At 43.3% G+C, this 25,901-nt stretch carries 25 protein-coding genes; 15 read left to right on the top strand and 10 right to left on the bottom strand.

What is annotated here, in order from left to right; translation table 11 throughout:
• Positions 1-177: 177 nt before the first annotated feature.
• Positions 178-1,191, bottom strand: coding sequence for a 3-oxoacyl-ACP synthase III family protein (locus CHU92_RS06980; RefSeq protein ID WP_094413977.1), 1,014 nt, complete (start codon positions 1,189-1,191; stop codon positions 178-180).
• 155 nt (positions 1,192-1,346) lie between these two features.
• On the opposite strand from CHU92_RS06980, the gene CHU92_RS06975 reads away from it, so the two are divergent.
• The gene (locus CHU92_RS06975) at positions 1,347-3,764 is read left to right on the top strand and encodes an alpha/beta hydrolase family protein (protein WP_094413975.1); all 2,418 of its coding nucleotides are present in this window, start codon (positions 1,347-1,349) and stop codon (positions 3,762-3,764) included.
• Between the two features lie 92 nt (positions 3,765-3,856).
• On the opposite strand, the gene CHU92_RS06970 is transcribed toward CHU92_RS06975, so the two are convergent.
• Positions 3,857-4,816 (bottom strand): ABC transporter ATP-binding protein, encoded by a 960-nt coding sequence (locus CHU92_RS06970; RefSeq protein ID WP_094413973.1) that lies wholly within the window; start codon positions 4,814-4,816, stop codon positions 3,857-3,859.
• 319 nt (positions 4,817-5,135) lie between these two features.
• Here CHU92_RS06970 and CHU92_RS06965 point away from each other — a divergent pair, with 319 nt between their 5' ends.
• A complete protein-coding gene (locus CHU92_RS06965; RefSeq protein WP_094413971.1) occupies positions 5,136-5,774 on the top strand; it encodes an outer membrane beta-barrel protein in 639 nt (212 codons plus the stop codon).
• A gap of 80 nt (positions 5,775-5,854) precedes the next feature.
• On the opposite strand, the gene carB is transcribed toward CHU92_RS06965, so the two are convergent.
• Positions 5,855-8,707, bottom strand: a complete 2,853-nt coding sequence (carB, locus tag CHU92_RS06960; protein WP_094413969.1) for a carbamoyl-phosphate synthase large subunit — start codon at positions 8,705-8,707, stop codon at positions 5,855-5,857.
• A gap of 224 nt (positions 8,708-8,931) precedes the next feature.
• Positions 8,932-9,093: a 50S ribosomal protein L34 gene (rpmH, locus tag CHU92_RS06955; protein WP_056072822.1), complete on the bottom strand. Its 162-nt coding sequence runs from the start codon at positions 9,091-9,093 to the stop codon at positions 8,932-8,934.
• Between the two features lie 167 nt (positions 9,094-9,260).
• Here rpmH and CHU92_RS06950 point away from each other — a divergent pair, with 167 nt between their 5' ends.
• Positions 9,261-9,800: a hypothetical protein gene (locus tag CHU92_RS06950; RefSeq protein WP_094413967.1), complete on the top strand. Its 540-nt coding sequence runs from the start codon at positions 9,261-9,263 to the stop codon at positions 9,798-9,800.
• 130 nt (positions 9,801-9,930) lie between these two features.
• Positions 9,931-10,629: a TlpA family protein disulfide reductase gene (locus CHU92_RS06945; RefSeq protein WP_094413965.1), complete on the top strand. Its 699-nt coding sequence runs from the start codon at positions 9,931-9,933 to the stop codon at positions 10,627-10,629.
• Positions 10,630-10,647: 18 nt separating this feature from the next.
• On the opposite strand, the gene CHU92_RS06940 is transcribed toward CHU92_RS06945, so the two are convergent.
• Together CHU92_RS06940 and CHU92_RS06935 are read right to left on the bottom strand one after the other, a co-directional pair.
• Positions 10,648-11,538 (bottom strand): lytic transglycosylase domain-containing protein, encoded by an 891-nt coding sequence (locus CHU92_RS06940; protein ID WP_094413963.1) that lies wholly within the window; start codon positions 11,536-11,538, stop codon positions 10,648-10,650.
• Between the two features lie 13 nt (positions 11,539-11,551).
• The gene (locus CHU92_RS06935; RefSeq protein ID WP_094413961.1) at positions 11,552-12,232 is read right to left on the bottom strand and encodes an alpha/beta fold hydrolase; all 681 of its coding nucleotides are present in this window, start codon (positions 12,230-12,232) and stop codon (positions 11,552-11,554) included.
• A gap of 118 nt (positions 12,233-12,350) precedes the next feature.
• Between CHU92_RS06935 and CHU92_RS06930 the strand changes: the two genes are divergently transcribed.
• The 3 genes from CHU92_RS06930 to CHU92_RS06920 are packed head-to-tail and all read left to right on the top strand — an operon-like array spanning position 12,351 to position 13,988.
• The gene (locus tag CHU92_RS06930) at positions 12,351-13,088 is read left to right on the top strand and encodes a pirin family protein (RefSeq protein ID WP_094413959.1); all 738 of its coding nucleotides are present in this window, start codon (positions 12,351-12,353) and stop codon (positions 13,086-13,088) included.
• Positions 13,078-13,359 (top strand): GNAT family N-acetyltransferase, encoded by a 282-nt coding sequence (locus tag CHU92_RS06925; RefSeq protein ID WP_094413957.1) that lies wholly within the window; start codon positions 13,078-13,080, stop codon positions 13,357-13,359. Before CHU92_RS06930 ends, CHU92_RS06925 begins: the two co-directional genes overlap by 11 nt.
• Positions 13,356-13,988: a class I SAM-dependent methyltransferase gene (locus tag CHU92_RS06920; protein ID WP_094413955.1), complete on the top strand. Its 633-nt coding sequence runs from the start codon at positions 13,356-13,358 to the stop codon at positions 13,986-13,988. The genes CHU92_RS06925 and CHU92_RS06920 overlap by 4 nt, the downstream gene beginning before the upstream one ends.
• Before the next feature lie 66 nt (positions 13,989-14,054).
• On the opposite strand, the gene mtaB is transcribed toward CHU92_RS06920, so the two are convergent.
• Positions 14,055-15,410, bottom strand: coding sequence for a tRNA (N(6)-L-threonylcarbamoyladenosine(37)-C(2))-methylthiotransferase MtaB (gene mtaB / locus CHU92_RS06915; RefSeq protein ID WP_094413981.1), 1,356 nt, complete (start codon positions 15,408-15,410; stop codon positions 14,055-14,057).
• 110 nt (positions 15,411-15,520) lie between these two features.
• On the opposite strand from mtaB, the gene CHU92_RS06910 reads away from it, so the two are divergent.
• From CHU92_RS06910 to CHU92_RS06895, 4 genes are all read left to right on the top strand, one after another.
• Entirely contained in the window at positions 15,521-15,784 is a 264-nt protein-coding gene (locus tag CHU92_RS06910) for a hypothetical protein (protein ID WP_094413953.1), read from the top strand.
• Complete coding sequence (locus CHU92_RS06905) at positions 15,768-16,064, top strand: type II toxin-antitoxin system RelE/ParE family toxin (RefSeq protein ID WP_094413951.1); 297 nt, start codon at positions 15,768-15,770, stop codon at positions 16,062-16,064. Before CHU92_RS06910 ends, CHU92_RS06905 begins: the two co-directional genes overlap by 17 nt.
• The gene (locus CHU92_RS06900) at positions 16,003-17,670 is read left to right on the top strand and encodes an ABC transporter substrate-binding protein (protein ID WP_094413949.1); all 1,668 of its coding nucleotides are present in this window, start codon (positions 16,003-16,005) and stop codon (positions 17,668-17,670) included. Before CHU92_RS06905 ends, CHU92_RS06900 begins: the two co-directional genes overlap by 62 nt.
• Before the next feature lie 61 nt (positions 17,671-17,731).
• Entirely contained in the window at positions 17,732-18,157 is a 426-nt protein-coding gene (locus CHU92_RS06895; protein WP_094413947.1) for a PepSY-like domain-containing protein, read from the top strand.
• 5 nt (positions 18,158-18,162) lie between these two features.
• Here CHU92_RS06895 and CHU92_RS06890 read toward each other — a convergent pair whose 3' ends face one another.
• The 3 genes from CHU92_RS06890 to CHU92_RS06880 form a co-directional block, all read right to left on the bottom strand.
• Positions 18,163-18,756: a thermonuclease family protein gene (locus CHU92_RS06890; protein WP_165764602.1), complete on the bottom strand. Its 594-nt coding sequence runs from the start codon at positions 18,754-18,756 to the stop codon at positions 18,163-18,165.
• Positions 18,757-18,796: 40 nt separating this feature from the next.
• Positions 18,797-19,972 (bottom strand): GlmU family protein, encoded by a 1,176-nt coding sequence (locus CHU92_RS06885; protein WP_094413979.1) that lies wholly within the window; start codon positions 19,970-19,972, stop codon positions 18,797-18,799.
• Positions 19,973-20,161: 189 nt separating this feature from the next.
• A complete protein-coding gene (locus tag CHU92_RS06880; protein ID WP_094413943.1) occupies positions 20,162-20,413 on the bottom strand; it encodes a type B 50S ribosomal protein L31 in 252 nt (83 codons plus the stop codon).
• A gap of 246 nt (positions 20,414-20,659) precedes the next feature.
• On the opposite strand from CHU92_RS06880, the gene CHU92_RS06875 reads away from it, so the two are divergent.
• Genes CHU92_RS06875 through CHU92_RS06860 form a run of 4 tightly spaced genes read left to right on the top strand, consistent with a single transcriptional unit; the run spans position 20,660 to position 25,709 of the window.
• A complete protein-coding gene (locus CHU92_RS06875; protein WP_094413941.1) occupies positions 20,660-21,190 on the top strand; it encodes a DUF4199 domain-containing protein in 531 nt (176 codons plus the stop codon).
• Positions 21,191-21,193: 3 nt separating this feature from the next.
• The gene (locus tag CHU92_RS06870; RefSeq protein ID WP_094413939.1) at positions 21,194-22,144 is read left to right on the top strand and encodes a glycosyltransferase family 2 protein; all 951 of its coding nucleotides are present in this window, start codon (positions 21,194-21,196) and stop codon (positions 22,142-22,144) included.
• A gap of 10 nt (positions 22,145-22,154) precedes the next feature.
• On the top strand, positions 22,155-23,882 hold the full coding sequence (locus CHU92_RS06865) for a phospho-sugar mutase (RefSeq protein WP_094413937.1): 1,728 nt from the start codon (positions 22,155-22,157) through the stop codon (positions 23,880-23,882).
• Entirely contained in the window at positions 23,883-25,709 is a 1,827-nt protein-coding gene (locus CHU92_RS06860) for an ABC transporter ATP-binding protein (RefSeq protein WP_094413935.1), read from the top strand.
• Positions 25,710-25,901 lie beyond the last annotated feature (192 nt).

Below are 25,901 nucleotides of genomic sequence, written 5' to 3'. Positions count from 1 at the left end.
GCGGCATCCTCCCCGCCGCCGCGCTTATGGCGGCGGGGAGATATAGCTGAGAGCGGGACGTGCGATTGCAAAAGTGCACATAGCCGGCTGCTCCGAATTAAAAACCTATTATTCTATGGAATTATGATGTAATAAAATATCGAAAAATCAAAATATTGAAATTACCTGACCCTGAAATTACCACTTAATAATGGCGCTACCCCAGGTAAAGCCGCTGCCAAAAGCCGCCAGCACCACTGTATCGCCTTCTTTAATTTTGCCTTTCTCCCACGCTTCGGTCAAAGCAATGGGGATTGATGCGGCAGTGGTATTGCCGTAGCTCATAATGTTATTATATACTTTATCATCAGTAAGCTTAAACTTCTGCTGTATGAACTGCGATATCCTCAGGTTGGCCTGGTGCGGTATCAGCATGTCTATATCTTCCACTCCGAGGTTATTTGTCTTTAGCCCTTCCATGATCACTTCGCTAAAGCGCTGCACGGCGTTTTTAAACACGAACTGGCCGTTCATGTAAGGATAGTAGCTTTCATCATCAGGGTTATTATCCTTTATGATATCGGTCACCCAGCGGCTTCCCATTCCGGGCGCTATCAGGGCAAGTTCTTCGGCATGTTGGCCTTCGCTGTGCAGGTGCGTGGAAAGTATACCTTTGGAATTGTCCTCTGCCCGCGTTAAAACGGCTGCCCCGGCACCATCACCAAAAATAACTGACACAGCCCTTCCGCGGGTAGTCATATCCAGCCCTGTTGAGTGAAGCTCCGACCCAATAATCAGGATATTTTTGTACATTCCTGTTTTAATGAACTGGTCAGCCACCGAAAGCGCATAGATGAAGCCGGAACACTGGTTGCGCACATCAAGGGCGCCTACCGTGCGTTTCAGCTCCAGGTCGCGCTGCACCAGCACCCCGGGCCCCGGAAAGTAATAATCAGGGCTAAGGGTGGCAAATATTATAAAATCAATATCGTCTTTATCAATACCTGCACGTTCTATAGCAATTTTAGCCGCCTTAACACCCATGGTGGTTGTGGTATCACCATCGCCTTTTACCACATGCCTTCTTTCTTTAATCCCTGTGCGTTCCTGTATCCACTCATCATTGGTATCCATTAACTTAGACAGGCCATCATTAGTTACCACATTTTCCGGAACATAATACCCAAGGCCTGAAATCTTTGAATTATACATGAATTTGATAGTTTAATAAAAATCAGGGTGTAAAAATAAGCATTCCTTAAAACGTAGGCGTACAAGTTCCGGCTTTTTTATTTTCATTAATTACGGTGATAAAAAAATTTCAATCCAAATATGTATATTAGGGCTGTCAATAAACATCCAATTATATGAAACTGATCTACACTTCGCTGATTTGCCTGCTGATGAGCCTCCCGCTTGCAGCACAGGAAAACCTTACTTACCAGAAACCGCCACAGGAAATACTTGAGCTTGTTGATGTGCAGCGTGCGCCGTCTGTATCTATGGACAGTAAAAACCGGCACATGGTACTGATGTACCGCAACAGCTATAAAACGCTTGCTGAACTATCGGAAGAGGAAATGAAACTGGCGGGATTGCGCATTAACCCAAAAACCAACATTTCAAGTACGGTTACCTATGTAAATAACCTGAAGTACAAAAAATTAAAAGACAAAGAAGCTTTACAGGTAAAGGGGCTTCCGCAAAACCCAAAGCTTACTAATTTCAGCTGGTCACCTGATGAAACTAAAATGGCTTTTACCCACACCACGGAAACAGGCGTGGAAGTCTGGTTGCTGGACATCAGTACACTACAGGCTAAAAAACTGACTGCGCCCACCGCCAATGCTAACCTTGGCAATCCCATAAGCTGGTTCAGGGACAGTAATGCCCTGCTGGTTAAAATGCTGCCTGCCAACAGGCCTGCTCTCATAAAAACGGCCGATGCCATACCTGCAGGCCCTACGGTTACAGTAAGCGACGGTTCAAAAGCGCAAAACCGCACCTACCAGGACCTGCTGAAAAACAAGAACGATGAGGCCAACTTTGAAACACTGGTTACTGCTGAACTGTATAAAGTGGCTTTAGACGGTACTGCCAGCCGCTGGGCCGGTGCAGCGATGTACGGAGGCACAGGCTTTTCGCCAGATGGCAATTATGTTATGGTTACCACACTGCACAAGCCGTTCTCTTACATTGTGACGCTTGATAGGTTCCCTACAAAGAGCATAATTTATACTGCTGACGGCAAGGCTGTAACTACTATAAATGAAAAACCGCTTATTGAAGATATGCCCAAAGGCTTTATGGCTACGGAAAAAGGCCGACGGGGGGTGAGCTGGCGGGCTGATAAGCCTGCCACTTTATACTGGGTGGAAGCGCTGGATGGTGGCGACCCTGCTGTAGAAGTTCCTTTCAGGGATGAGATATTTGAACTTCCCGCTCCCTTTACCGGCACACCCCGCAGCCTGGCAAAAACGGTAAACCGTTATGCAGGTATTATGTGGGGTAATGATAATACTGCCCTTTTAAACGACCGCTGGTGGAATACACGAAATACCAAAACTTACCTGTTTAACCCGTCAGATGCCAGCCAGCAACCCCAAGTGATTTTTGACAGGAACTACCAGGATGTATATACTGACCCGGGAGATTTTGATACCAGGAGGAACGAATGGGGGCGCTATGTGCTGAACCTTGAGAACGGCAACACCTACCTGGTTGGCGATGGCTATACCGAGAAAGGGCAGTTCCCATTTATTGACAAATTTAACCTGAATACCAAAAAGAAAACAAGGCTCTACCAGTCAGCTTACACCGACAGGAAAGAAAGCCTGAACAGTATTATAGATGCTAAAAAGGGTGAGGTTTTAGTACAAATAGAGTCTAAGAACCAGTACCCAAACTACTATGTGATCAACATTAAAAAGAAAGGTAAGCCACAACAGGTAACCTTCTTCGAGAACCCGTTTAAAAAAATTGCCAACGTACACAAGGAAGTAATCAAATACAAGCGCGCTGACGGGCTCGACCTGAGCGGTACGCTTTACCTGCCTGTAGGATATGACATGAAAAAGAAAGAGAAGCTGCCCCTTATCATCTGGGCCTACCCTGCCGAATTTAAGGACAAAAACAGTGCCTCTCAAAATACTTCAAATCCCAATGATTTTACCTACCCTAATTATGGTTCGCCTGTATACTGGGTAACACGTGGCTATGCAGTGCTTGATGATGCCTCGTTCCCTATTGTGGGCGAAGGCAAGGCAGAACCTAATGATACATTCCTCGGGCAGCTTGTTGCAGATGCCAAAGCCGCTATTGATGCCGTTGATGCTTTAGGATATATCGACAGAAACCGTGTGGCCGTAGGCGGGCACTCCTATGGTGCATTTATGACGGCCAACCTGCTGACTCACAGCAACCTGTTCGCGGCAGGTATAGCCCGCAGCGGTGCTTATAACCGGACGCTGACACCTTTTGGTTTCCAGAGTGAGGAACGCAACTATTGGGAAGCGCCTGAAGTGTACAATACCATGTCACCCTTTATGCATGCTGATAAAATGAAAACACCGCTACTGTTGATACACGGGGAGGCCGACAACAACTCCGGCACTTTCCCGATGCAGAGTGAGCGCTATTTTAATGCCCTTAAAGGTTTTGGGGCACCGGCAAGGCTGGTACTGCTGCCAAAGGAAAGCCACGGCTATGCTGCTATTGAAAGCATCCTGCACCTGCTGTGGGAACAGGACCAGTGGCTGGAGAAGTATGTAAAGAATAAAAAATAATCACGGGTTAATTTAAAAAGCCGCCTTTATACTGGCGGCTTTTTATTTACTTTTTGCGGGCGCGCCTTAAATATGGCTGCTGGTACAGGTTACTACCCAAAAGCGTTCCGGTCTACCGCAAGGGTAACTTCTGCATTGGTAAGGAGCTCTTTATAATGCTCAAAAAATATAACCTGCCTGCCTAAAGCTGCCTTAACCAGGTACCTGTTGCCTTTAAAGTAGCATTGCCTTACTATGACTTTCAGCGGCCCGTTTTCAGTTATCTTCAGCTGGTGCGGATACAGCAGAACGGTTTCGTCAGGGTTTTTGGTCAGTGTCAGCAGCTCCAGCTTTATTTCATTAACCTCCCCAAACAGGGAGGCAGTGTATTTATTGGTGGGGTTATAATAAATTTGTTTGGAAGGCGCTTTATCTAAAATACGCCCATCCTGTATTACCATAGTTTCATCGGCAAAGGAAAGCGCATCCGTACTGTCGTGTGTGGCAACTATTACGGTTATACCTTTCTGTTTCAGGTAGGCAAAAAGGTTACGCCGCAGGGCGTTCTTCCTGAAGTTATCAATATGGCTGAAAGGCTCATCAAGCAGCAATACCTCAGGTTCACGGGCCAGTACCCGGGCAATGGCAATACGCTGCTGCTGCCCGCCACTAAGGTGTTTAGCATGCACATCGGCATAATCAGTCATTTCAACAACCTGTAAAAGCTCATTAATACGCTGCTCTTTTTCTTCCGGATAAAAGTTAGACAGGAACTTGCCTACATTTTCTGCTGCGCTTATATAAGGCATCAGGTCAAAATCCTGGGCAAGGTACTTCATATAAGGCATACCCGGCACCAGGTTAAACTTTAGCCCTGTTACCGGAGTTCCGTTATAGGTTATTTCACCTTTGTTTAGGTCATAAAGGCCATAGATGAGTTTCAGGAGGGTACTTTTGCCACAGCCGCTTTCGCCAATTACTGCTATATTTTGGCCTCTCCTGACTGTAAATGAAATATCATGAAGAATGGTTTTATCTGTATATCCGAATGAAATATTCTTAACCGCAAGCATAATTACAATTTGTGCAAAAGTATTGAATTGAGATTTAAGCAAAAAAATCTTAACTTAAATAAAACCGGTATTACTGCAGGCACGTATATAACCGTTAACAAATCATTAACTAAGAAGTTATGGATTAAGCTATTATTATCACTTACAAAGTTAGATACTTGTTAAATTTTTCTTATTTTTTTAGGTAATGTCCTATCGTAATATTTAACATTTAAATTATTTCTTTAACTTCGCCAACTCTTTTTGTTAAATAACAATAATCATTTCTCATCCTATAATGATACTAATATCTTTGGACAGAAATTTTACCCCGAATACTATGAAGAAACTAGTTTTTGCATTAGCTTTAATCACCGCTAACTTAGCAGCTTATGCACAACCAAGGGCTTATGATCAGGTATCAATTGAAGCAGATTATGGCTTTAACGGTTCAACTCATAACAATCAGACCATTACGGGCATTAACCATTTCGGAATCGGCTTTCGCTACATGATTGATGATACCTGGGGTGTAAAATTTGACTATGCCAATGACCGCTTCAGGCTTGACGGCAATGGCGACGAAGGGACTGATTATAACCGTTTTTCCCTACAGGGTGTATATAACCTGGGAAGGACGCTTGATATACCATGGAACACTATGGACCGCCTGAACCTTCTTTTACACGCGGGGCTTGGTTATGCTGCTATTACATCAAAGATGAGTGCCGGTATAGACAATGTAGGGCATGCTGTTGCGGGGCTGACGCCTCAAATATATATTTCAGAAGCTATCGCAATACATATTGATGCCTCTTATATTTTAAATTTTTCACAACATTTTAATTTTGACGGAAGTTACCCTCCCGGCAGAATCCTCTCAGGAGACTGGTCTGGCTTCTCAGCAGGTATGTTTACCGCTTCTGCCGGCCTGACATTTTATATTGGAAAAAGTAAATCCAAAGCTGACTGGAGGTAAAAATATTTTGCTTTATTATAAGAAAACCAGCAACTAACATTGCTGGTTTCGGGCTAAACTTTATGATTGATTAGAGCTAATTACCGGCTCAGGTACATTTTCCGCCTTGAATACAATTCGTAGAACTGGTCGTCCTTAAGGTCGTCTATAAAAAGGATACTCTCCCCTGTCGATTTCATTTCAGGGCCAAGCTTTTTGTTTACGCCCGGGAATTTGTTGAATGAGAACACCGGCTGTTTTATCGCATATCCTTTTAGCTTTGGATTAAACTCAAAGTCGGTCACCTTCTTTTCGCCGAGCATAATTTTTGTAGCATAGTTTACATAAGGCTCACCGTAGGCTTTAGCGATGAACGGTACGGTCCTCGATGCCCTTGGGTTGGCTTCAATAACGTAAACCGTATCATCTTTAATAGCAAACTGTATATTAATAAGCCCTACCGTTTTCAGTGCAAGAGCAATCTTCTTGGTGTGGTCCTTAATTTGCTGCATAACAAACTCACCCAGGTTGAAAGGTGGCAAAGTAGCGTTGCTGTCACCCGAGTGTACCCCACAAGGCTCAATGTGTTCCATGATACCTATAATATACACATTTTCACCGTCGCAAATCGCATCGGCTTCGGCTTCAATGGCGCCATCGAGGTAATGGTCAAGCAGCAGCTTGTTGCCCGGTATGTTCTTCAGCAGGTCGATTACGTGCTCCTCAAGCTCCTGCTTGTTGATCACGATTTTCATGCCTTGCCCACCCAATACGTAACTTGGACGTACCAGCAGCGGGAAATCAAGCTCATCGGCCAGTTTTACCGCTTCCTCGGCACTCTCGGCCACGCCAAATTTAGGGAACGGTATGTGCAGTTCTGACAGAAGTTCGCTAAAACGGCCCCTGTCTTCGGCAAGGTCAAGCGCATCAAAGCTTGTCCCTAATATTTTTATTCCGTACCTGTCGAGCTTTTCAGCCAGTTTAAGCGCCGTTTGCCCTCCCAGCTGCACAATAACCCCTTCCGGCTTTTCGTGGCGTATAATGTCATAGATATGCTCCCAGAATACCGGCTCAAAATACAGCTTATCAGCCGTATCAAAATCAGTAGAAACCGTTTCCGGGTTACAATTTATCATAATGGTTTCATACCCACATTCAGAAGCGGCCAGCACGCCGTGTACGCACGAGTAGTCAAACTCAATGCCCTGCCCTATCCTGTTAGGGCCTGAGCCAAGCACTACCACCTTCTTCTTGTCAGTAACAATACTTTCGTTGTGCACATAGCGGGTTCCGTCAGCTTTTTCAATCTCAGCCTCAAAAGTTGAATAGTAGTAAGGGGTTTTTGCCTCAAACTCGGCCGCGCAGGTATCTACCAGCTTGTACACGCGCTTAATACCCATTTCCTCGCGTTTGTTGTACACCTGGCTCTCCAGGCACTGCATCATGTGCGCAATCTGCCTGTCGGCAAAGCCTTTTTGTTTTGCTTCACGCAGTAATTCTTTAGGAAGTGTATCAATGGTATATGTTGAAATCTCCTTTTCCAGCGCGTACAACTCTTCATACTGCTTCAGGAACCACATGTCAATTTTAGTAATTTCATGGATACGGCTAAGCGGTATACCCATCTGTATCGCATCATATATAACAAATACCCTGTCCCAGCTTGGGTTGGCCAGCTTGTCTATTATCTGTTCGTAGTTCTTATAACCTTTGCCATCGGCACCCAGTCCATTACGCTTAATTTCAAGCGACTGTGTAGCCTTATGCAGTGCTTCCTGGAATGATCGGCCTATGCCCATCACTTCGCCTACCGATTTCATCTGGAGGCCAAGCGTACGGTCGGCACCCTCAAACTTGTCAAAGTTCCAGCGTGGTATCTTTACAATAACATAATCCAGCGTAGGCTCAAACAATGCTGATGTAGATTTGGTTATCTGGTTCTGCAGTTCATCAAGGTTGTAGCCCAGCGCCAATTTTGAAGCTATCTTGGCAATAGGGTAACCTGTAGCTTTAGATGCCAGTGCCGATGAGCGCGATACCCTCGGATTGATTTCTATAGCTACAATATCCTCTTTTTCGTCCGGGCTTACTGCAAACTGCACATTACATCCACCGGCAAAATTGCCTATGCTGCGCATCATTTTTATGGCCATGTCGCGCATTCTCTGGTAAGTACGGTCACTAAGGGTCATTGCCGGCGCTACTGTAATACTGTCGCCCGTGTGTATACCCATAGGGTCCATATTTTCAATAGAGCAGATGATCACTACATTATCATTCTTATCACGAAGCAGCTCCAGCTCATATTCCTTCCATCCAAAAAGCGCTTTATCTATAAGTACTTCGTGTATTGGCGAAGCTTCAAGGCCGCGGGTGAGCAACTCGTCGAAATCTTCTTTACGATGCACAAAAGCTGCCCCTGTACCACCCAGCGTGAACGACGGGCGTATAACCAGCGGAAAGCCAAATTCCTGTGCGATCTCCTTACCTTTCAGGAAAGAGTTGGCTGTTTTGGCCGGTGCGGCAGGTATATCTATCCTTTGCAACAGCTGTTTGAACTGTTCCCTGTCTTCCGTAATGTTTATAGCATTAATATCAACCCCTATCAGCCTCACATTGAAATCGGACCAAATCCCTTTCTCATCAGCTTCAAGGCAAAGATTCAGTGCGGTTTGCCCGCCCATGGTAGGCAGTACGGCATCAATTTCAGGATGTGCTTTCAGTATTTCGATTATCGACTTTGTGGTAAGCGGCTTCAGGTAAACATGGTCAGCCATGCTGGGGTCGGTCATTATAGTGGCAGGGTTGGAATTAATAAGGATCACTGTAATCCCTTCTTCCCTGAGCGAGCGTGCCGACTGTGATCCGGCATAGTCAAATTCGCAGGCCTGGCCTATAACAATAGGCCCTGAGCCTATAATAAGTACGCATTTAATAGAGGTGTCTTTCGGCATTGTGTTGTTGTAGTTGTTGTGTTAGTAGCCCTTGGTAGGGGCATGCAAATTTAGTATTTATTTTTTTTCTTTTTCCTCACCTCAACCCTCTCCTTTGAAGAGGGGAGATATAAGATACCTGGAAGCTGCTCCCTCTCCTTTGGAGAGGGTTGGGGTGAGGCCCAGATACAAAAAAAGGCGTTACCCAAACAAGTAACACCTTTTATATATTGTAAGTCAAAACATTATTTCTTATGCCTTGGTTCGCTGGACACAGTTAGTTTATGCCTTCCTTTAGCCCTCCTGCGAGCAAGCACTTTCCTACCGTTGGCTGTAGCCATTCTTTCCATGAAGCCGTGCTTATTTCTTCTTTTTCTTTTCGATGGTTGAAACGTTCTCTTACTCATTACTTTGTATCTTTAAAATCTTTAATGAAATATCTTGTTGGAAGCTATCGGAGTGGTTATTCCAAAACCGAGTGCAAATATACAAAGCTTTTTTTTCCTTACAAGAGGTTTTTCAAAAATATTTTTAATTGATTTTATTACCTTTGCGGTCCTAAATTACACTGATTATGTTCAATAAAAATATAAAACTGGTGCTTTTTGTACTGGTAGTTGCCGCAGCCGTATGGCAGTTTACAGAAAACAACATAGGCAACGGCATATTCCTGTTGCTGTTCTCGCTTATTTTCGTTTTGCTGTATTTTAAAAATGAGTTTATTATACTGGCGTTCCTGCGCCTGCGCAAACAGGATTTTGAAGGCGCCAAAAAATGGCTTGACAAAATAAAGAACCCTGAAGCAGCGCTGGTACGCAAGCAGCAGGGATATTACAATTACCTGAATGGCCTTATGGTATCGCAAACCAACCTTAGCCTTGCTGAAAAGTATTTTAAAAAGGCGGTGGAGCTTGGCCTTAGCATGGATGCTGATATGGCTATGGCGAAACTGAACCTGGCCGGTATTGCCATGACAAAGAACCGGAAGATGGAAGCCGAAAAACTGCTGGCCGAAGCCAAAAAGCTGGATAAGCACAACATGCTGAAAGAACAGATAGCTATGATGAAGGCCCAGATGAAGAAAGGCCCACAGGTACAAATGAGGAGATATTAAACCAAACCGCCCACTGAGGTGGTTTTTTTATTCAGACTGAAAATCATCCTACATTAAAAATATTTTTATGAAATAAAATATAAGTTATTAACAAATAAATTAATAACTTTGAGTATAAAATTAGTAATTCATGAAAAGAATTCTACTAATTATACTACTCACCCTTACCACACTCTCCCTTTACAGCCAGAGCGACACCCTTATTTTTTCCGAAGCTATAAAGATTGGTTTCAGGAAATATAAAAAAGAAAGCGACCGTGCTACCCGCCGCGGCGATGATGAACGGGCAAAATTCCTGTTCGACTCACTGGTCAAAAACCGCCTTGCAGGCACTACTTTTGATGATTTTATATTAAAAAAAGCCAATGGTGCCAAGCTGAAGTTAAGCTCAGTCAAAAAACCGATAATGCTTATTACCTACTCTTCGTGGTGTATTACCAGCACAGGCGAAATACCGGCATTGAATAAACTGGCCCAAAAATACGGAAAAGAGGTACAGTTTATTGTACTTCTTTGGGATAAAAGACATAATATTAGCAAATTAAAAAGACAATTTAACCGGCATATAACCATATGCTATGCGAATGAATCGTACAAAAATGACGCGCCAATAGTATCAGCTTTAAAACACAAACTGGGCATCCCTGCTACTTTTTTTATAGACGAGAATATGCGTGTGGTTGACATAAGGCGCTGTGGCATGAAGAAATGCCTGAAAAAAGCATTGTATGATGAAGCTTATGCCCTTAACTTCAACTCCTATCTTGAAGGATTAGGCACCATACTGCTTAATAAGGAACTAAAAAAAGAAATGCTGGCAACAAAATAGTCAGGATTCAGTTAACTCCTAATATCCTTCCGTCGGTATTTCAAGCGTGTACGTTTTGCCCGGGGCTACATCCAGTTTCCTGTCGCGCAGCCATGGGTTATGTATTTTCAGTATTTTATAATTGATTCCCTGCTCTTTGGCAAATACGGCAAGGTCGGTAATAGGAGTACTTACCTGTACCTGCCTTGCCGGGATTACAGGATACAGGTCGGCCGGCTGGAGCAGGAAATTGTATCTTCCAGGTTTTTGCATTATCTCTTTAAGCGCCAATATGCGGAATACGTAGCGTGCCGTTTCCTCTGTGAGCAGCAGGTCATAATAATTGGTAACCCCCTGAAAGGATATTTGCCTGTCAACACCCGCAATGCCACCGTTATAAGAAGCTGCGGCCAGTGTCCATGAACCAAATTTCTGCCTTGCGTTTACCAGGTATTTACAGGCTGCTTCTGTTGATTTTTCAAGGTGGTAACGCTCATCTACCAGGTCATTTATCTCCAGCCCGAACTGTTTGCCGGTTTCAGGCATAAACTGCCATACACCCCTGGCTCCTGCCGGGGAAACAACATTTACCAGCCCGCTTTCAATTACGGCAAGGTATTTAAAATCATCAGGCACGCCATACTTCCTCAATATAGGCTCAATAACAGGGAAAGCCCTGTTGGCCCTCTTTATAATTAGCTGTGTTGTGGCGTGCAGGTTAGCATTAACCAGCAGTTCACGGTCAAACCGCTCCCGGACATCGGCTACATGCAAAGGTGCTTTTTCACCGGCAAAATCAATTTCCGCGGGAAAATAATTATCACTTTTAAATGCCACACCTTTGGCAGGCTTATCTGAAACAGCGTATATAAAGATACTGCTCATCACAACTACCAATGCTATTACTCCTGTCTTTTTAAAATTTTTCATATGGATTTATTCTTTAATCTATCTGATTTTCTTCTCCTGTAATGATCTTCGGCAGGTGTTCATTAAACCAGCTAAACCTGTTTATTATCATGATATGTGTACCCCCCGGCACGGGGATATAGGGGGTGTCAATATATTTTACCGGGAATACACAGTCATCCGTACCGTGAATATGTATCACCTCCGGATCGGGTTTTGCCCTGTCCCAGTTTATTACTGTTTTAAACGACCAGTCCAGGTATTTCTTATCCCTCACCCCTAAAAATTTTTCATATAGTTTAAGGCGGCGCTTTATAAAATTATTACCCGGGAAAAGGCCAGACACCTTATCTACATGCTGCATTATCCTTGTGGGGAAAATAGTATACATCCTGGTGCGGCGGGCCAGCCACATCCTTCGCGGAAACTGTTTATTGCTCTTCACGCTGGATATAATGATGACCTTGCGGGGAGCTATCAATTTTTTCATTTCCTGTACCACCAGCCCTCCCATAGAAACACCGATAAGAACAGGGTTTTCATGTTTCACAGTTCCCAGGAGCCTTTTGCAGTAACTTCGCAACGGCTCATTTTTTCCCGGCATAATCCACTCTATTATGTGTATTTCAAACCTTTCTACAGGAAGTTTTATATATTCAAATATTAAAGGACTTGAAGCAAGCCCGGGGACAAAATATACAGGGATTTTCTCCATCTGAAAGGTTTTAACGATGCTCTAAGGGCAAGTATCGGATTTTATTACGAAATTTGTATAAAATTAATTTTTTTTATTTGAAAAGGCTTTTTCTTTAATTATAATTTATCAGGAATTTATGAAGGCAAGGATCTTCCCTGAAAGTGAAAGAGGCAAAGCCGACCATGGTTGGCTACGGGCCAACTTTTCTTTTTCATTCGGCAACTATTATAACCCGGAAATGGTACAATTCGGTATGCTCCGGGTACTTAATGATGATACCATAGCGCCAGGAATGGGTTTTGGCACACACCCTCACGAAAACATGGAAATAATAACCATCCCCCTGGAAGGAGGGCTTACCCACCGCGACAGTATGGGAAATGAGGCTACCGTGCGTTTTGGAGAAGTTCAGGTGATGAGCGCGGGCACCGGTATTTATCATAGCGAAATGAATTCGAGCAGAACCGAATATGCCAAAACTCTGCAACTCTGGATTTTTCCTGAAGAAGATAATGTAGCGCCGCGGTATGGGCAGAAAGGCTTTGACCTGGAGGCCGGCCGGAACAGTTTTGTGACTGTAGTAACCCCGCGCGATAAGAATGATGGAAACGCCTTATGGATACATCAGCAGGCATTCCTGCACCTGGGCGTTTTTGACGAAGGGCAGGCAGTAACCTATAACGTGAAAATCCCTGAAAATGGCCTTTACATTTTCCTCATTGAGGGGCAGCTTGACATTGAAGGCGAAACAATAAATACGCGCGATGCTTACGGCATTATAGAATTTGAGGCAGTGGAAATAAAGGTAAAAGCCCCCTCAAAAATCCTGACAATAGAAGTACCAATGAAGTATAACGACAGCTATGGAAATTAAAGACAACGAATTTTCAAGGCAGTTTGAAACCAGTATTGACGGCAAACTGCTTTCAGTTGAATACTCAATACAGGAACGTAAACTGTTCCTGACAAGGATTAATGTCCCTGAAAATACAAGTGAAGAAACCGTATCAGAATTTTTAACCAGGATACTTGATACGGCCGAACAAAAAAAACAAAAAGTAGTGCCTACCCACCCTAAAGTCACAGCTTTTTTCAGGAAGAACCCAAAATATAAAGAACTGTTGCCACCGGGAATACGCTTATGACACTACCCTGCCCGCTGTGCAATGGCCCAGGCACGCTTTACTACCTGCATATAACCCGGCAATTCCTGCAGTGCGGTAATTGTTCATCTGTATTCCTTCACCCGAAGGACTATCTTTCTGCAGAAGCAGAGAAGCTGCATTACCTGAACCATAACAATAACCCGGATGATGTGCGGTACCAAAGTTTTGTAATGCCAGTGGTTAATGCGGTACTGAATGATTTCGGGAAAAGGGACCAAGGCCTTGACTTCGGTTCGGGCACAGGCTCCCCCATCATGAAGCTGCTGACGGATGCCGGATATAATATTGTACAGTATGACCTGTTTTTCCATAACCATCCCGGGCTCCTGGAGCAGCAGTATGATTATATAGTCTGCAGCGAAACCGCCGAACATTTTACTGAACCTTATAAAGAGTTTCAGCAGCTCAGGAATTTATTAAAGCCCGGAGGCAAACTGTATATATTTACCGAGCGGTTTGACCCTGACCGCGACTTTGGCACGTGGTTTTATAAAACTGACCCGACACACGTATTCCTGTATCATGCAAAAGCCTTTGAATGGATAATGAGCGAGTTTAGCTTTAGCGGACTAAAGATTGATGGCAGGCTCGCGGTGCTGAGTGTGTAGCAAATTAAACCTTACGAAAAGTTATAGGGAGAAGCAGGAAATAACATTGATGTAGCTATGCTACATTTAAAATGAAATGGCTGTAGCCGAAACTGCTACGGGCTCATTCACAAATACCATCCTTACAAGGCCGTCCTCATCAATTTTTGTCAGTTTTACTTCATGCAACGTGTTTACCAGCTCCGGATTCCATGGTGTTTTTACTTTTACATAGTTTTCGGTAAAGCCATGGATGTACCCTTCTTTATTCTCCCCTTCAAACAGCACTGTCCGTACAGTACCAATCTGGCTTTCATAAAATGCCCTGCGTTTTTTAACCGATAATCCCCTCAGCATTTTGCTTCGCTTGGCGCGTACATTGGCAGGCACTTCGCCAGGCATACTTGCTGCGGGAGTATTATCCCTTTCACTATAAGTAAATACGTGCAGGTACGAAATGTCCAGGCTGTTCAGGTAATTGTATGTTTCAAGGAAATGCTCATCCGTCTCGCCCGGGAAGCCTACAATAACATCAACCCCAATACACGCATGCGGCATCACCTCACGAATTTTGGCAACACGTTCGGTATATACTTCACGCAGGTAGCGGCGGCGCATCAGCTTCAGGATATCATTGCTGCCCGATTGCAGCGGTATGTGGAAATGCGGCACAAACGTACGGCTTTTAGATACAAACTCAATAGTTTCATTTTTCAGCAGGTTTGGCTCGATAGATGATATACGGAGGCGCTCAATCCCCTCTACCTCATCCAGTGCCTGCACCAGTTCATAAAAAGTATGTTCGTGCTTTTTATTGCCGAACTCACCTTTGCCGTAGTCACCTATATTCACTCCGGTAAGAACAATTTCCTTAATATTTTGCTGAGAAATTTCTTTAGCATTCTTCAGGACATTCTCCAGCGTATCACTGCGCGAAATACCACGAGCCAGCGGAATGGTGCAGTACGTGCACTTATAATCGCAGCCATCCTGCACTTTCAGGAACGCACGGGTACGGTCGCCTATAGAGTAGCTCCCTACATAAAAGTCAGCTTCCGAAATTTCGCAGGAATGCACCTCGCCCATATCATTTTTGGAAAGGTCGTTTATATAATCGGTAATCTTGAATTTCTCGGTTGCGCCTAACACAAGGTCAACCCCATCAACAGCGGCGAGTTCTTCCGGCTTCAGCTGGGCATAGCAGCCTACAGCGGCAACAAAAGCATTATTGTTCATCTTCAGCGCTTTCTTTACCACCTGCTTAAATTGTTTATCAGCATTTTCAGTAACCGAGCATGTATTTATAACATAAATGTCGGCCACATCTTCAAAATCAACACGGTCAAAACCTTCGTCCTGAAAACTGCGGGCTATGGTAGATGTCTCACTGAAATTCAGCTTGCATCCAAGGGTATAAAAAGCGACTTTTTTCCTGTTTTCCATAATCATCGGCTGTAAAGCTTCTTAAATAAGCCTGCAAATTTAAGCACATTTTGCGATTAAATAACAGGAGGAATTAATTATATTTGTATCTTAACAAAAAGACTACTGCTATGCAACCTGCTCAGCTACAAAAAGATAAACTGGAACTGATTGAATGGATAATCCAACTGGACGATGAAACGGTAATTCTTCAATTAAAAGAAATGATGCATGCCCAGGAAGTTTCAGGTTTTACACTTACTGAAGAGCAGAAAAGAATGGTAGAAGAAAGTGCCTTAAAATATACATCGGGCGAAGAAAGAGGTTATAGCTGGGAGGAAGTAAAACAAAATATAGCAGAACGAAAGAAGCTTTTGAATGAAAAAAAAGCATAGACTCATAATTACGGCACAGGCTGAAATCAATATTTCTGACGCTTTTGAGTATTATGAATATAATCAACCGCACGTAGGGGAATATTTTTTATCAGTGCTCGAAAAATGTTTTTTATCTATAGAAACCAATCCTGAAATTTATAAAATAGCCTTCAGTAATTTCAGACAGGCAAAAGTGCCAAAGTTCCCTTTTGTAGTTATTTATAAAGTTGAACTTAATGAAATCATTGTGGCTAAAGTTTTCCATACTTATCGAAACCCAATTAAGAAAATTAAGTAGCGTGCACTGTAAACTTTCTAAACTTCTGGCAGCATTTCTGTGTTTATTTATTATTTCCTGCAGTAAAAATAAAACTGACAACCGCGACCATCTTGTTTTCCGCTATAACGAAAATGCGGCCGTAAACTCGCTTGACCCTGCTTTTGCCAAAATACGCCCGTCTATCTGGGTGGCCAACCAGTTGTTTAACGGGCTGGTGCAGCTGGACGACAGCCTGAACATACAACCTGATATTGCTAAAAGCTGGGCCATATCCCCTGACGGAAAAACATACACTTTCAGCCTGCGAGATGATGTGCGCTTCCATAAAAGCTCACTATTTGGTGCCGACAGCACACGTACCGTGAAAGCTGCTGATTTTGAATACAGCTTTAAGCGCCTGCTTGATGAAGATATCGCTTCTCCCGGCCGGTGGATACTCCAAAACGTTGATGCTTTTAAAGCACTTAACGACACTACATTTGAGATAAAGTTAAGCAAGACATTCCCTGCTTTCCTGGGGCTGCTCACCATGAAATACGCATCGGTAGTGCCGCATGAAGCCTTTGAAAAACCGGGTTATGACTTCAGGTCGAATCCTGTAGGCACAGGACCATTCCGGTTTAAAATTTGGGAAGAGAACGTAAAGCTGGTTCTGCGCAAAAATCCTTTATATTTTGAAAAAGATGAAAATGGCGTGCAGCTGCCTTATATGGAGGCGGTAGCCATTACCTTTTTGCCGGATAAGCAAAGTGGCTTCCTGCAATTCGTGCAGGGCAAGCTGGATTTTGTTTCGGGGCTGGACCCATCATACAAAGATGAGATACTGACACCTAAAGGCGAACTGGCACCGAAGTACCGCAAGTCGGTTACGATGATAACGGGGCCATACCTCAACACCGAGTACATGGGTTTCAGGCTTGATGGGCCCGACAAAGCCTTGAAGGACAAGCGCATACGGCAGGCGCTGAACTATGGGTTTGACCGAAATAAGATGATATTGTTCCTGCGCAACAACATGGGCATAGGAGCAGTGCACGGAATGATACCGGCAGGATTGCCCGGCTTTGGTGGCAAAGGCTATAGCTATGACCCAAGCAAAGCCAAAGCACTGGTAGCGGAATATAAAAAACAATCCGGCGACAGCAACCCCAGGATACAGATGAGTACCAGTGCATCTTACCTTGATATTGCCGAATACCTGCAGCGGGAGTGGCAGAAAATAGGACTCAATGTGGAAGTGGATGTAAACCCGCCCAGCACGCTTACACAAAGTATTTCAACAGGCAAAGTTTCCTTTTTTAAAGCCAGCTGGATTGCCGACTACCCTGATGCCGAAAATTACCTCTCGCTTTTTTACAGCAAGAATTTCAGCCCCAATGGGCCCAACTACACCCATTTTAAGAATGCTGAGTTTGACAGGCTCTATGAGCAGGCTTTCCTGGAAACGGATAATGCCAAACGAGAACTGCTGTATAAAAAAATGGATGCACTGGTGATACAGGAAGCGCCTGTTATCCCTCTTTTTTATGATAAGGCATCGCGTTTTACACAAAGTAATGTGAGCGGGCTTGGCATTAATCCTTTAAACCTGCTGGTATTAAAAAAAGTAAAGAAATCAAAATAATAGCCATAGTGTAGAGTAGTAATGGTATTTGTTTTGTAACTTTAAAACAAAACCACATCCCATGAAAACTCTATTACTACTGTCCCTTTTATTGCTTTGCGACATAAACCTGTCGGCACAGGAAATACCCATACAAAAATCTCAATTACCGCGTGAAGCTCAAGCTTTTTTGAAAGAGCATTTTAAAAGCGGGTTCCACCATGCCATAAAAGAGGTTAACGAAAGGGTTATCCTGTATGATGTATTTCTTAATGACAATACAGAAATTGAATTTAATGAATCAGGGCGCTGGATAAAAGTTGACGGAAAAGGCCAGGCCTTGCCGGTAACTTTTCTACAAAAGCAAACGCTTGATTATGTCAAAATCAAATATCCTGCAGCTCAAATCACAAAAATTGAACGCTCAGCTTCCGTGTACAAGCTGGAGTTAAGCAATAAAATTGACCTGAAATTTGACGCTGTAGGGACGTTTATAAAGGCTGATTAAGGTTTTTACTGCTTTTTTTTACGTTTGTTTTTCCTCCACTCCCAGGGTGCCACCGGGTTTTTATCGGCCCACAACCCCACCCTTTCAGTACGGGCATGCTGCTCAAGCAGTGCAAGCTCCCGGCTGTCTGAATAATCTTTATAGTGCCAGGCAAGGCCGGCTTTTATAAGCTGTTCATTAACATTGGTGCCATTTTCGGTAGTTACAATACCAACTACACGTCCGTAACGGTCGCGTTTCCCGTCTGATGTCACGGTTACTGTTTTGCCAAAACATAAATCAGAAGCATACTGCCTGGCATTTTTTCCGAACGGCTGCGATTTTTCAGGACAGTCAATCTCTGCCAGTCGCACACGTTCGGGCTGCCCGTCATACAGCACCTCAAAAGTATCGCCGTCTTTAATGCCTATAACCTTACCTGTAAATACTTTTAATGCGCGAACCTCATGTTTAGCTTTCGGCTTCTTTGCTTTAACCGGTTTTTCAACCGCAGGGGCAGGCTGTTCCCCCTTATCAACACAGGCATAATAAAACAGGAAAGCCAGCAGTAACAACAGGCTTCCTAAACTATATTTTGTATTCCTATTTCTTTTTTTCAATGCAGGTGTCTGATAATCTGAATGTCCGACAATCTATATTCTACTCTTTCCTCCACTTCTTTGTTTCTTCAAACACATGCTCCAGTATGGCGGCATCCTGTTCGGTAAACTCCACGTTGCGGCGCGACATTACGATTTTAGCTGTTTCAAATGCTTTTTTGGTGATGTAGGTGGTAAAGCCCGATGCACCGCCCCACGAAAAACTTGGCACAAAATTGCGCGGGAAACCAGCACCGAAAATATTGGCGCTAACCCCTACCACGGTTCCGGTATTAAACATGGTGTTGATACCGCATTTACTGTGGTCGCCCATCATAAGGCCACAAAACTGGAGGCCTGTTTTTACAAAGCTTTCTTTTTCATAGCTCCACAACTTCACCTCCTCATAGTTGTTCTTCAGGTTAGAGTTGTTGGTATCAGCGCCAAGATTGCACCACTCACCCAGGACAGAGTTTCCAAGGAAACCATCATGCCCTTTATTGGAATAACCAAATAATACCGAGTTGCTTACCTCACCGCCAATACGGCTGTGCGGGCCTACAGTTGTAGCGCCGTACACTTTTGTGGCAAGCTTTACCTGGCCTCCCTCACAAAGTGCAAAAGGCCCGCGAATAACCGAACCTTCCATTATTTCGGCATTTTTACCAATATATATGGGTCCTGTAGAAGCATTAAGGGTAACATACTCGAGCTTTGCTCCCTCTTCAATAAAAATATTTTCAGGAGAAATGCTATTTACACTGGCAGGTATAGGCTGCGATACCCGCCCTTCGGTCAGCAGTTCAAAATCTTCGCGTATGGCAAGGTCATTTTTGCGGAAGATGTCCCACGGCTGCTCAATGCGAAGGCAGTCGTCACTGTATTCAATAATATCATACGTATCAAAATCAACTTCTTCCTGGGTATCTTTTGTATAAAACGCAATAATATCATCACCACACATAATGGCCTGGTTTGGCTCCAGTGCCATAACCATTTCAGCCAGCGCCTCAGTGGGCAGGAAAGAGGCATTTATCATGATATTCTCCTCCATTTCTACCATAGGATACTTTTCCATCAGGTACTCTTCAGTAAGTGTAGTGGTGGTATAGCCCAGGTATTTCTCCCATTTTTCGCGGATTGTAAGTATGCCTACGCGAATATCGGCAACGGGGCGTGTAAAGGTAAACGGGAGTAGTGCATTGCGCACCGGGCCGTCAAAAAGTATATAGTTCATGGCTTGCCTGTTTGTGTTGGCACGAAAATACAGCAAAGTTGCTAAGCAGCAAAGGAACAAAGAAACAAAGTTTCGATTACTGCCATTAAAAAAATAAAAGTCTTACATCATGGTAATACTGCATTTTATCCAAACAAAAAAAGCCTCCCGTTTTCCGGAAGGCTTCTGTATTTATAATAACAACAAATATTATTTGCTGAATTTAGCGTATTTGTTTTTGAACTTGTCGATACGTCCTGCAGTGTCGATAAGTTTAGATTTACCTGTGTAGAACGGGTGTGAAGTACGGGAGATTTCCATTTTCACAACAGGATATTCAACTCCTTCGTGTACAATCGTTTCTTTAGTCTCAGCAGTAGATTTGGTAATGAAAACATCATCGTTAGACATGTCTTTAAAAGCTACCAATCTGTAATTTTCCGGGTGAATACCTTTTTTCATCTTACGTAAATTTTTATTATTGGCTGCACTCCGCTTCGCGGCTTTCTGTAGTGAAAGGTGTAAGCGCCTTACAGCTTTTTGTTTTTAAACTTTTTTATTCGAGTGTGCAAAAGTACAACTATTTTTGTAAAATCAAATATTTACATTTATTTTTTTGCCTGTAACACAAGTGCATTTTTAGCTACACATATAAACGTAATTAGTATATTTGTAGATTAATTTAACCAACAACAAAAAACAATAATCATGACACAAGCAGTTAAAAAGAACGGGGTTACCTTTGGTATTATTATAGGCGTAATATCAATTATAATATCAGCAATTATGTATGCTACCGATCTTAGCCTTTTTACAAAATGGTGGGTAGGAATAGTATTGTTCTTTATAAACCTTATATTGGGAATAGTGGCAGTCGGGAAAGCAAAAGCTTCACAAGGTGGATTTATTTCATTTAAAGAAACTTTTACTACTTTTTTTATAGCAATGGCAATTGGCGCTGCAATTAGTTCTACCTTCATGTTTATATTATTTAACTTTATAGATCCTGGAGCTAAAGATATTATTTTGGAAAATGTAAAAGAGATGACCGTGAACATGATGCAGGAAATAGGATCAAGTACTGAAGACATTAAAAAAACTGTTGAAAAATTGGATGAAACTGATAATTTCAGTTTTGCTTCACAACTTCAATCATACATGTGGGGGCTATTATTATACATTATTATTGGACTTATTGTGGCTGCTATCATGAAAAAAAACAAGCCTGAGTTTGAATAATCAATGAATATATCCATCGTAATACCCCTTCTTAACGAAGAAGAATCACTCAGAGAATTAAACCAATGGATAAGCCGCGTGATGGCCGAAAATAACTTCAGCTATGAAGTTATTTTTATTGATGACGGCAGCACTGACGGCTCATGGAACCTGATACAGCAGCTTGCCGCTGAAAACCCGAACATAAAAGGCATCCGTTTCCAACGCAATTACGGCAAGAGCCAGGCACTTCATGCGGGTTTTGCCAAAGCCCAGGGTAATGTGGTAATAACCATGGATGCTGACCTGCAGGACAGTCCCGAGGAAATACCGGAACTGTACCAGATGATAACCCGGGACAGGTTTGACCTTGTATCGGGCTGGAAGAAGAAAAGGTATGATTCCGTTGTGGCAAAAAACCTTCCTTCCAAACTGTTCAACTGGGCCGCAAGGAGGACATCGGGCGTGCAGCTTAACGACTTTAACTGCGGGCTTAAAGCCTATAGTAAAACAGTTGTAAAAAACATAGAAGTATCGGGCGAAATGCACCGCTACATACCCGTACTGGCCAAAAATGCGGGTTTTAGCAAGATAGGGGAAAAAGTAGTTATGCACCAGGCACGCAAGTACGGTTCAACTAAATTTGGCATGGAGCGTTTCATTAACGGCTTCCTGGACCTTATCACTATCTGGTTCCTGTCGCGTTTTGGCAAAAGGCCTATGCACCTTTTCGGTGCGCTGGGCGTACTTATGTTCCTTATTGGGTTTTTATCGGCAATATATATAGGTGTTTCCAAGCTATACAAGCTATACCACCATGAGCCTGCCATGCTGGTTACCAATAATCCCTGGTTTTATATTGCGCTGGCCACCATGATAATCGGCACACAACTGTTCCTGGCGGGTTTCCTGGGCGAGATCATACTGCGTACAAAAAATAATGAAGAACGATACAGGATTAGTGAAATGTTATAAATGAATAAGCATGAATATTGAGAAAGAGATCCTTGAAAAGGTAAATGAATGGCTTACCCCCTTTTTTGACAGCAAAACACAGGAAGCTGTCAGGGAAATGATGGCCTCATCGCCTAAAGAGCTGGAAGAAAGCTTTTACAAAAACCTGGAGTTCGGTACAGGGGGCATGCGCGGCATTATGGGGCCGGGTACCAACCGCGTCAATAAATATACCCTGGGCAAGGCCACACAGGGATTATCTGATTATCTAAAAAAAGTTTTTGCGGGGGAAAGCCTTAAAGTAGCCATAGCATACGATTGCCGGAACAACAGTGATACCCTCGCTAAAGTTGTAGCCGATGTTTTCTCTGCTAACGGTATTAAAGTATTTCTTTTTTCTGAACTGCGCCCTACTCCTGAGCTCTCTTTTGCCGTTAAGTACCTTAATTGCCATGCAGGTATTGTACTTACTGCATCACACAACCCGCCGGAGTATAATGGCTACAAAGTGTACTGGCAGGATGGTGGCCAGCTGGTGCCACCGCAGGATGGTGAAATAATACAGGTAATAGAGTCACTGGAGTATGACCAGGTAAACTTTAATGCCAAACCTGAACTAATTGAATACATAGGCAACGAAATTGATGAGGCTTTTCTGAAATCCTCATTAGCCAATGCCTCTTTTAATACAGCGCCTGAGGCCAGGCAAAATCTCAAAATTGTTTATACGCCGCTTCACGGCACGTCAGTGAAACTGATCCCTGACCTTCTTGAAGACGCCGGCTACACCAGCGTATATATTGTGGCCGAGCAGGCCGTGCCTAACGGAAATTTTCCAACTGTAAAATCACCAAACCCTGAAGAACCTGAAGCGCTTGCCATGGCAATAGAACTGGCTGAACAGGTAAATGCCGATATTGTGATAGGCACCGACCCTGACAGTGACCGGCTTGGCGTAGCCGTGCGTAACGGCAACGGTATAATGACACTGCTGAACGGCAACCAGACAATGGTACTGATGACCCATTTCCTGCTGGAACAGTGGAAAAAACAGGGCAGGATAGCCGGTAAGCAGTTTATAGGTTCAACCATAGTTTCTACCCCCATGATGCTGGAACTTGCCGAAGCTTACGGAGTGGAATGCAAAGTAGGGCTGACAGGCTTTAAATGGATTGCCAAATTTATCAGGGATTTTCCTGAGCAGGAATTTATAGGCGGTGGCGAAGAAAGCTTCGGCTTTATGGTGGGCGATGCCGTTCGTGATAAAGATGCCGTAACCTCTACCCTGCTGCTTTGTGAAATTGCTGCGCAGGCTAAAGCCAATGCCAGCTCCTTATACCAGGAGCTGCTAAAACTTTATGTTGAGTTTGGCTTTTATAAAGAATATCTTATTTCCCTTACCAAAAAAGGAATTGAAGGTGCCAATGAGATTAAACAGATGATGACCGACCTGAGGCAGAACCCCCTTAAAGAAATAAACGGGCAGCGTGTTATAATGGTTGAGGACTACCAGTCATCAACGGCAAAAAATTTGCTTACAGGCGAAGAAGAGGCTTTAAAGATCCCAAAATCGAATGTGCTGATTTACTATCTTGAAGACGGTACAAAAATATGTGCGCGCCCGAGCGGTACTGAGCCAAAAATAAAGTTCTATTTCAGTGCCAACGAAACACTGGAGCATGTACACGATGCCAAGCACGTGGAAGCTATACTTGACACAAAAATTAAAAACATCATCGAAGAGATGAACCTGATCTAAATGAAGAACATAAAGAAAATTTTCCGCTTTGCGGCGCCCTACAAGAAATACGCATACCTTAATATTTTTTTTAATATTTTATACGCTCTGTTCAACACGCTTTCGTTTGTAGCAGTTATTCCTGTACTTACTGTTATTTTTGAGCAGCAGCAGAAGGTTACCAATAAACCAGAATTTACAGGCATAACCGGATTAAAGGACTTCTTTAACAACTATCTCAATTATATCCTTACTGAACAAATCGGTCAGCACGGCAAGTTTACCGTACTAATGTTTATCATTGGTATAATTATCGGGCTTTTTTTAGTTAAAAACCTGTGTAATTATTTTGCAATGTATTTCATTACTTATCTTAAAAACGGCGTACTGAAAGATATGCGCAGGGAAATGTATTCTAAAGTAATAAGGCTGCCCCTTTCCTATCATTCAGGCACTACTAAAGGCGAATTAATAACGCGTATAACAGGCGATGTTAACGAAGTAAGCAACTCATTCCTTTCAATACTGGAAATGATAGTTAGGGAACCACTCAATATACTTATAACCTTAGGGTTCATGTTTGCAATGAGCTTAAAGCTTTCGCTCTTTGTTTTCATATTTATACCTATTTCAGGACTAATTATTTCCAAGGTTGGTAAATCACTAAAGAAAAATTCATCAAGAGTGATGGTTGAAGGAGGAAGGTTGCTTTCAGGAATTGAGGAAAGCCTTACCGGGCTGAGGATTATCAAATCGTTTACGGCTGAAAAGCTATTTGAGCAGAAGTATAAGGATACCAATGATAAATTATTTTACTACGCCAATAAACTGGGCAACAGGCAAAACCTTGCTTCCCCACTCAGCGAATTGCTTGGTATTATAGTAATCGGTATTTTACTGGTATATGGCGGCTACCTGGTTTTTATTGACGGAGACATGAAAGCCTCATTTTTTATGGGGTACATGCTGCTGGCCTATAATATCCTCACCCCCGCTAAAGATATTTCCAAGGCAAGCTACACTCTTAAGCGCGGTAACGCTTCTGCCGAAAGGGTTATTGAGGTACTTGAAACTGAAAATACCATTGTTAACCGTCCGGGCGCTACTGATAAGGCCTCTTTTGAAGAAGGCATTACATTTGAAAACATTAACTTCAGGTACCAGGCAGACAACGTATTGAAGAATTTTTCGCTTACAGTCCCTAAAGGGCATACGGTGGCCCTGGTAGGCCAGTCTGGAAGCGGAAAGAGTACTGTTGCCAGCCTTTTAACCCGCTTTTATGATGTACAGGAAGGAAGCATAAAAATTGACGGTACTGACATACGTGATTATACACTCAAGTCATTGAGAGGTATTATGGGCCTGGTTACGCAGGACAGTATATTGTTTAATGATAGTGTCCGAAACAACATGCTTATCGGGAAGGAAGATGCAACAGACGAGGAAATTCTCGATGCACTGAAAATTGCCAATGCTTATGAGTTTGTAAAAGACCTGCCCGAAGGCATACATACCAACATTGGCGACGGCGGCAACAGGCTATCGGGCGGACAGAGGCAGCGCCTGAGTATAGCCAGGGCTGTACTGAAGAACCCGCCTATAATGATATTGGATGAAGCTACCTCGGCGCTTGATACCGAAAGCGAAAAGCTGGTACAGCAGGCACTTGAAAACATGATGCAGAACCGTACATCGGTAGTGATTGCGCACCGGCTCTCCACCATACAAAAAGCTGACAAAATCGTAGTGATGCACAAAGGCGAAATTGTAGAACAGGGAACCCACCAGGAGCTTATAGCCCATGACGGAACCTATAAAAAGCTGGTGATGATGCAGTCGTTTGAATAGTACTTGAAGTTCCATCAAACAGCTTTTTTCAGTCAGTTATAATCGGTAGCATTCCGGCCTTTAATTCATAAACCATCTGTACAATTCATTATCTGCCATGTCCCGGAGCAGCCCGCTAAGCGCACTTTTGTAGCGGTTTGGTCGCGCTGTCTGCTATATCTCCCCGCCGCAAAAGCAGGCGGCGGGGAGGAT

Source organism: Flavobacterium cyanobacteriorum, assembly GCF_002251835.1.
In the GTDB taxonomy this organism is placed as follows: Bacteria; Bacteroidota; Bacteroidia; order Flavobacteriales; family Flavobacteriaceae; genus Flavobacterium; species Flavobacterium cyanobacteriorum.
Note: the sequence above shows the minus strand (reverse complement) of the source record. Positions and strands in the feature narration are given on the sequence as shown.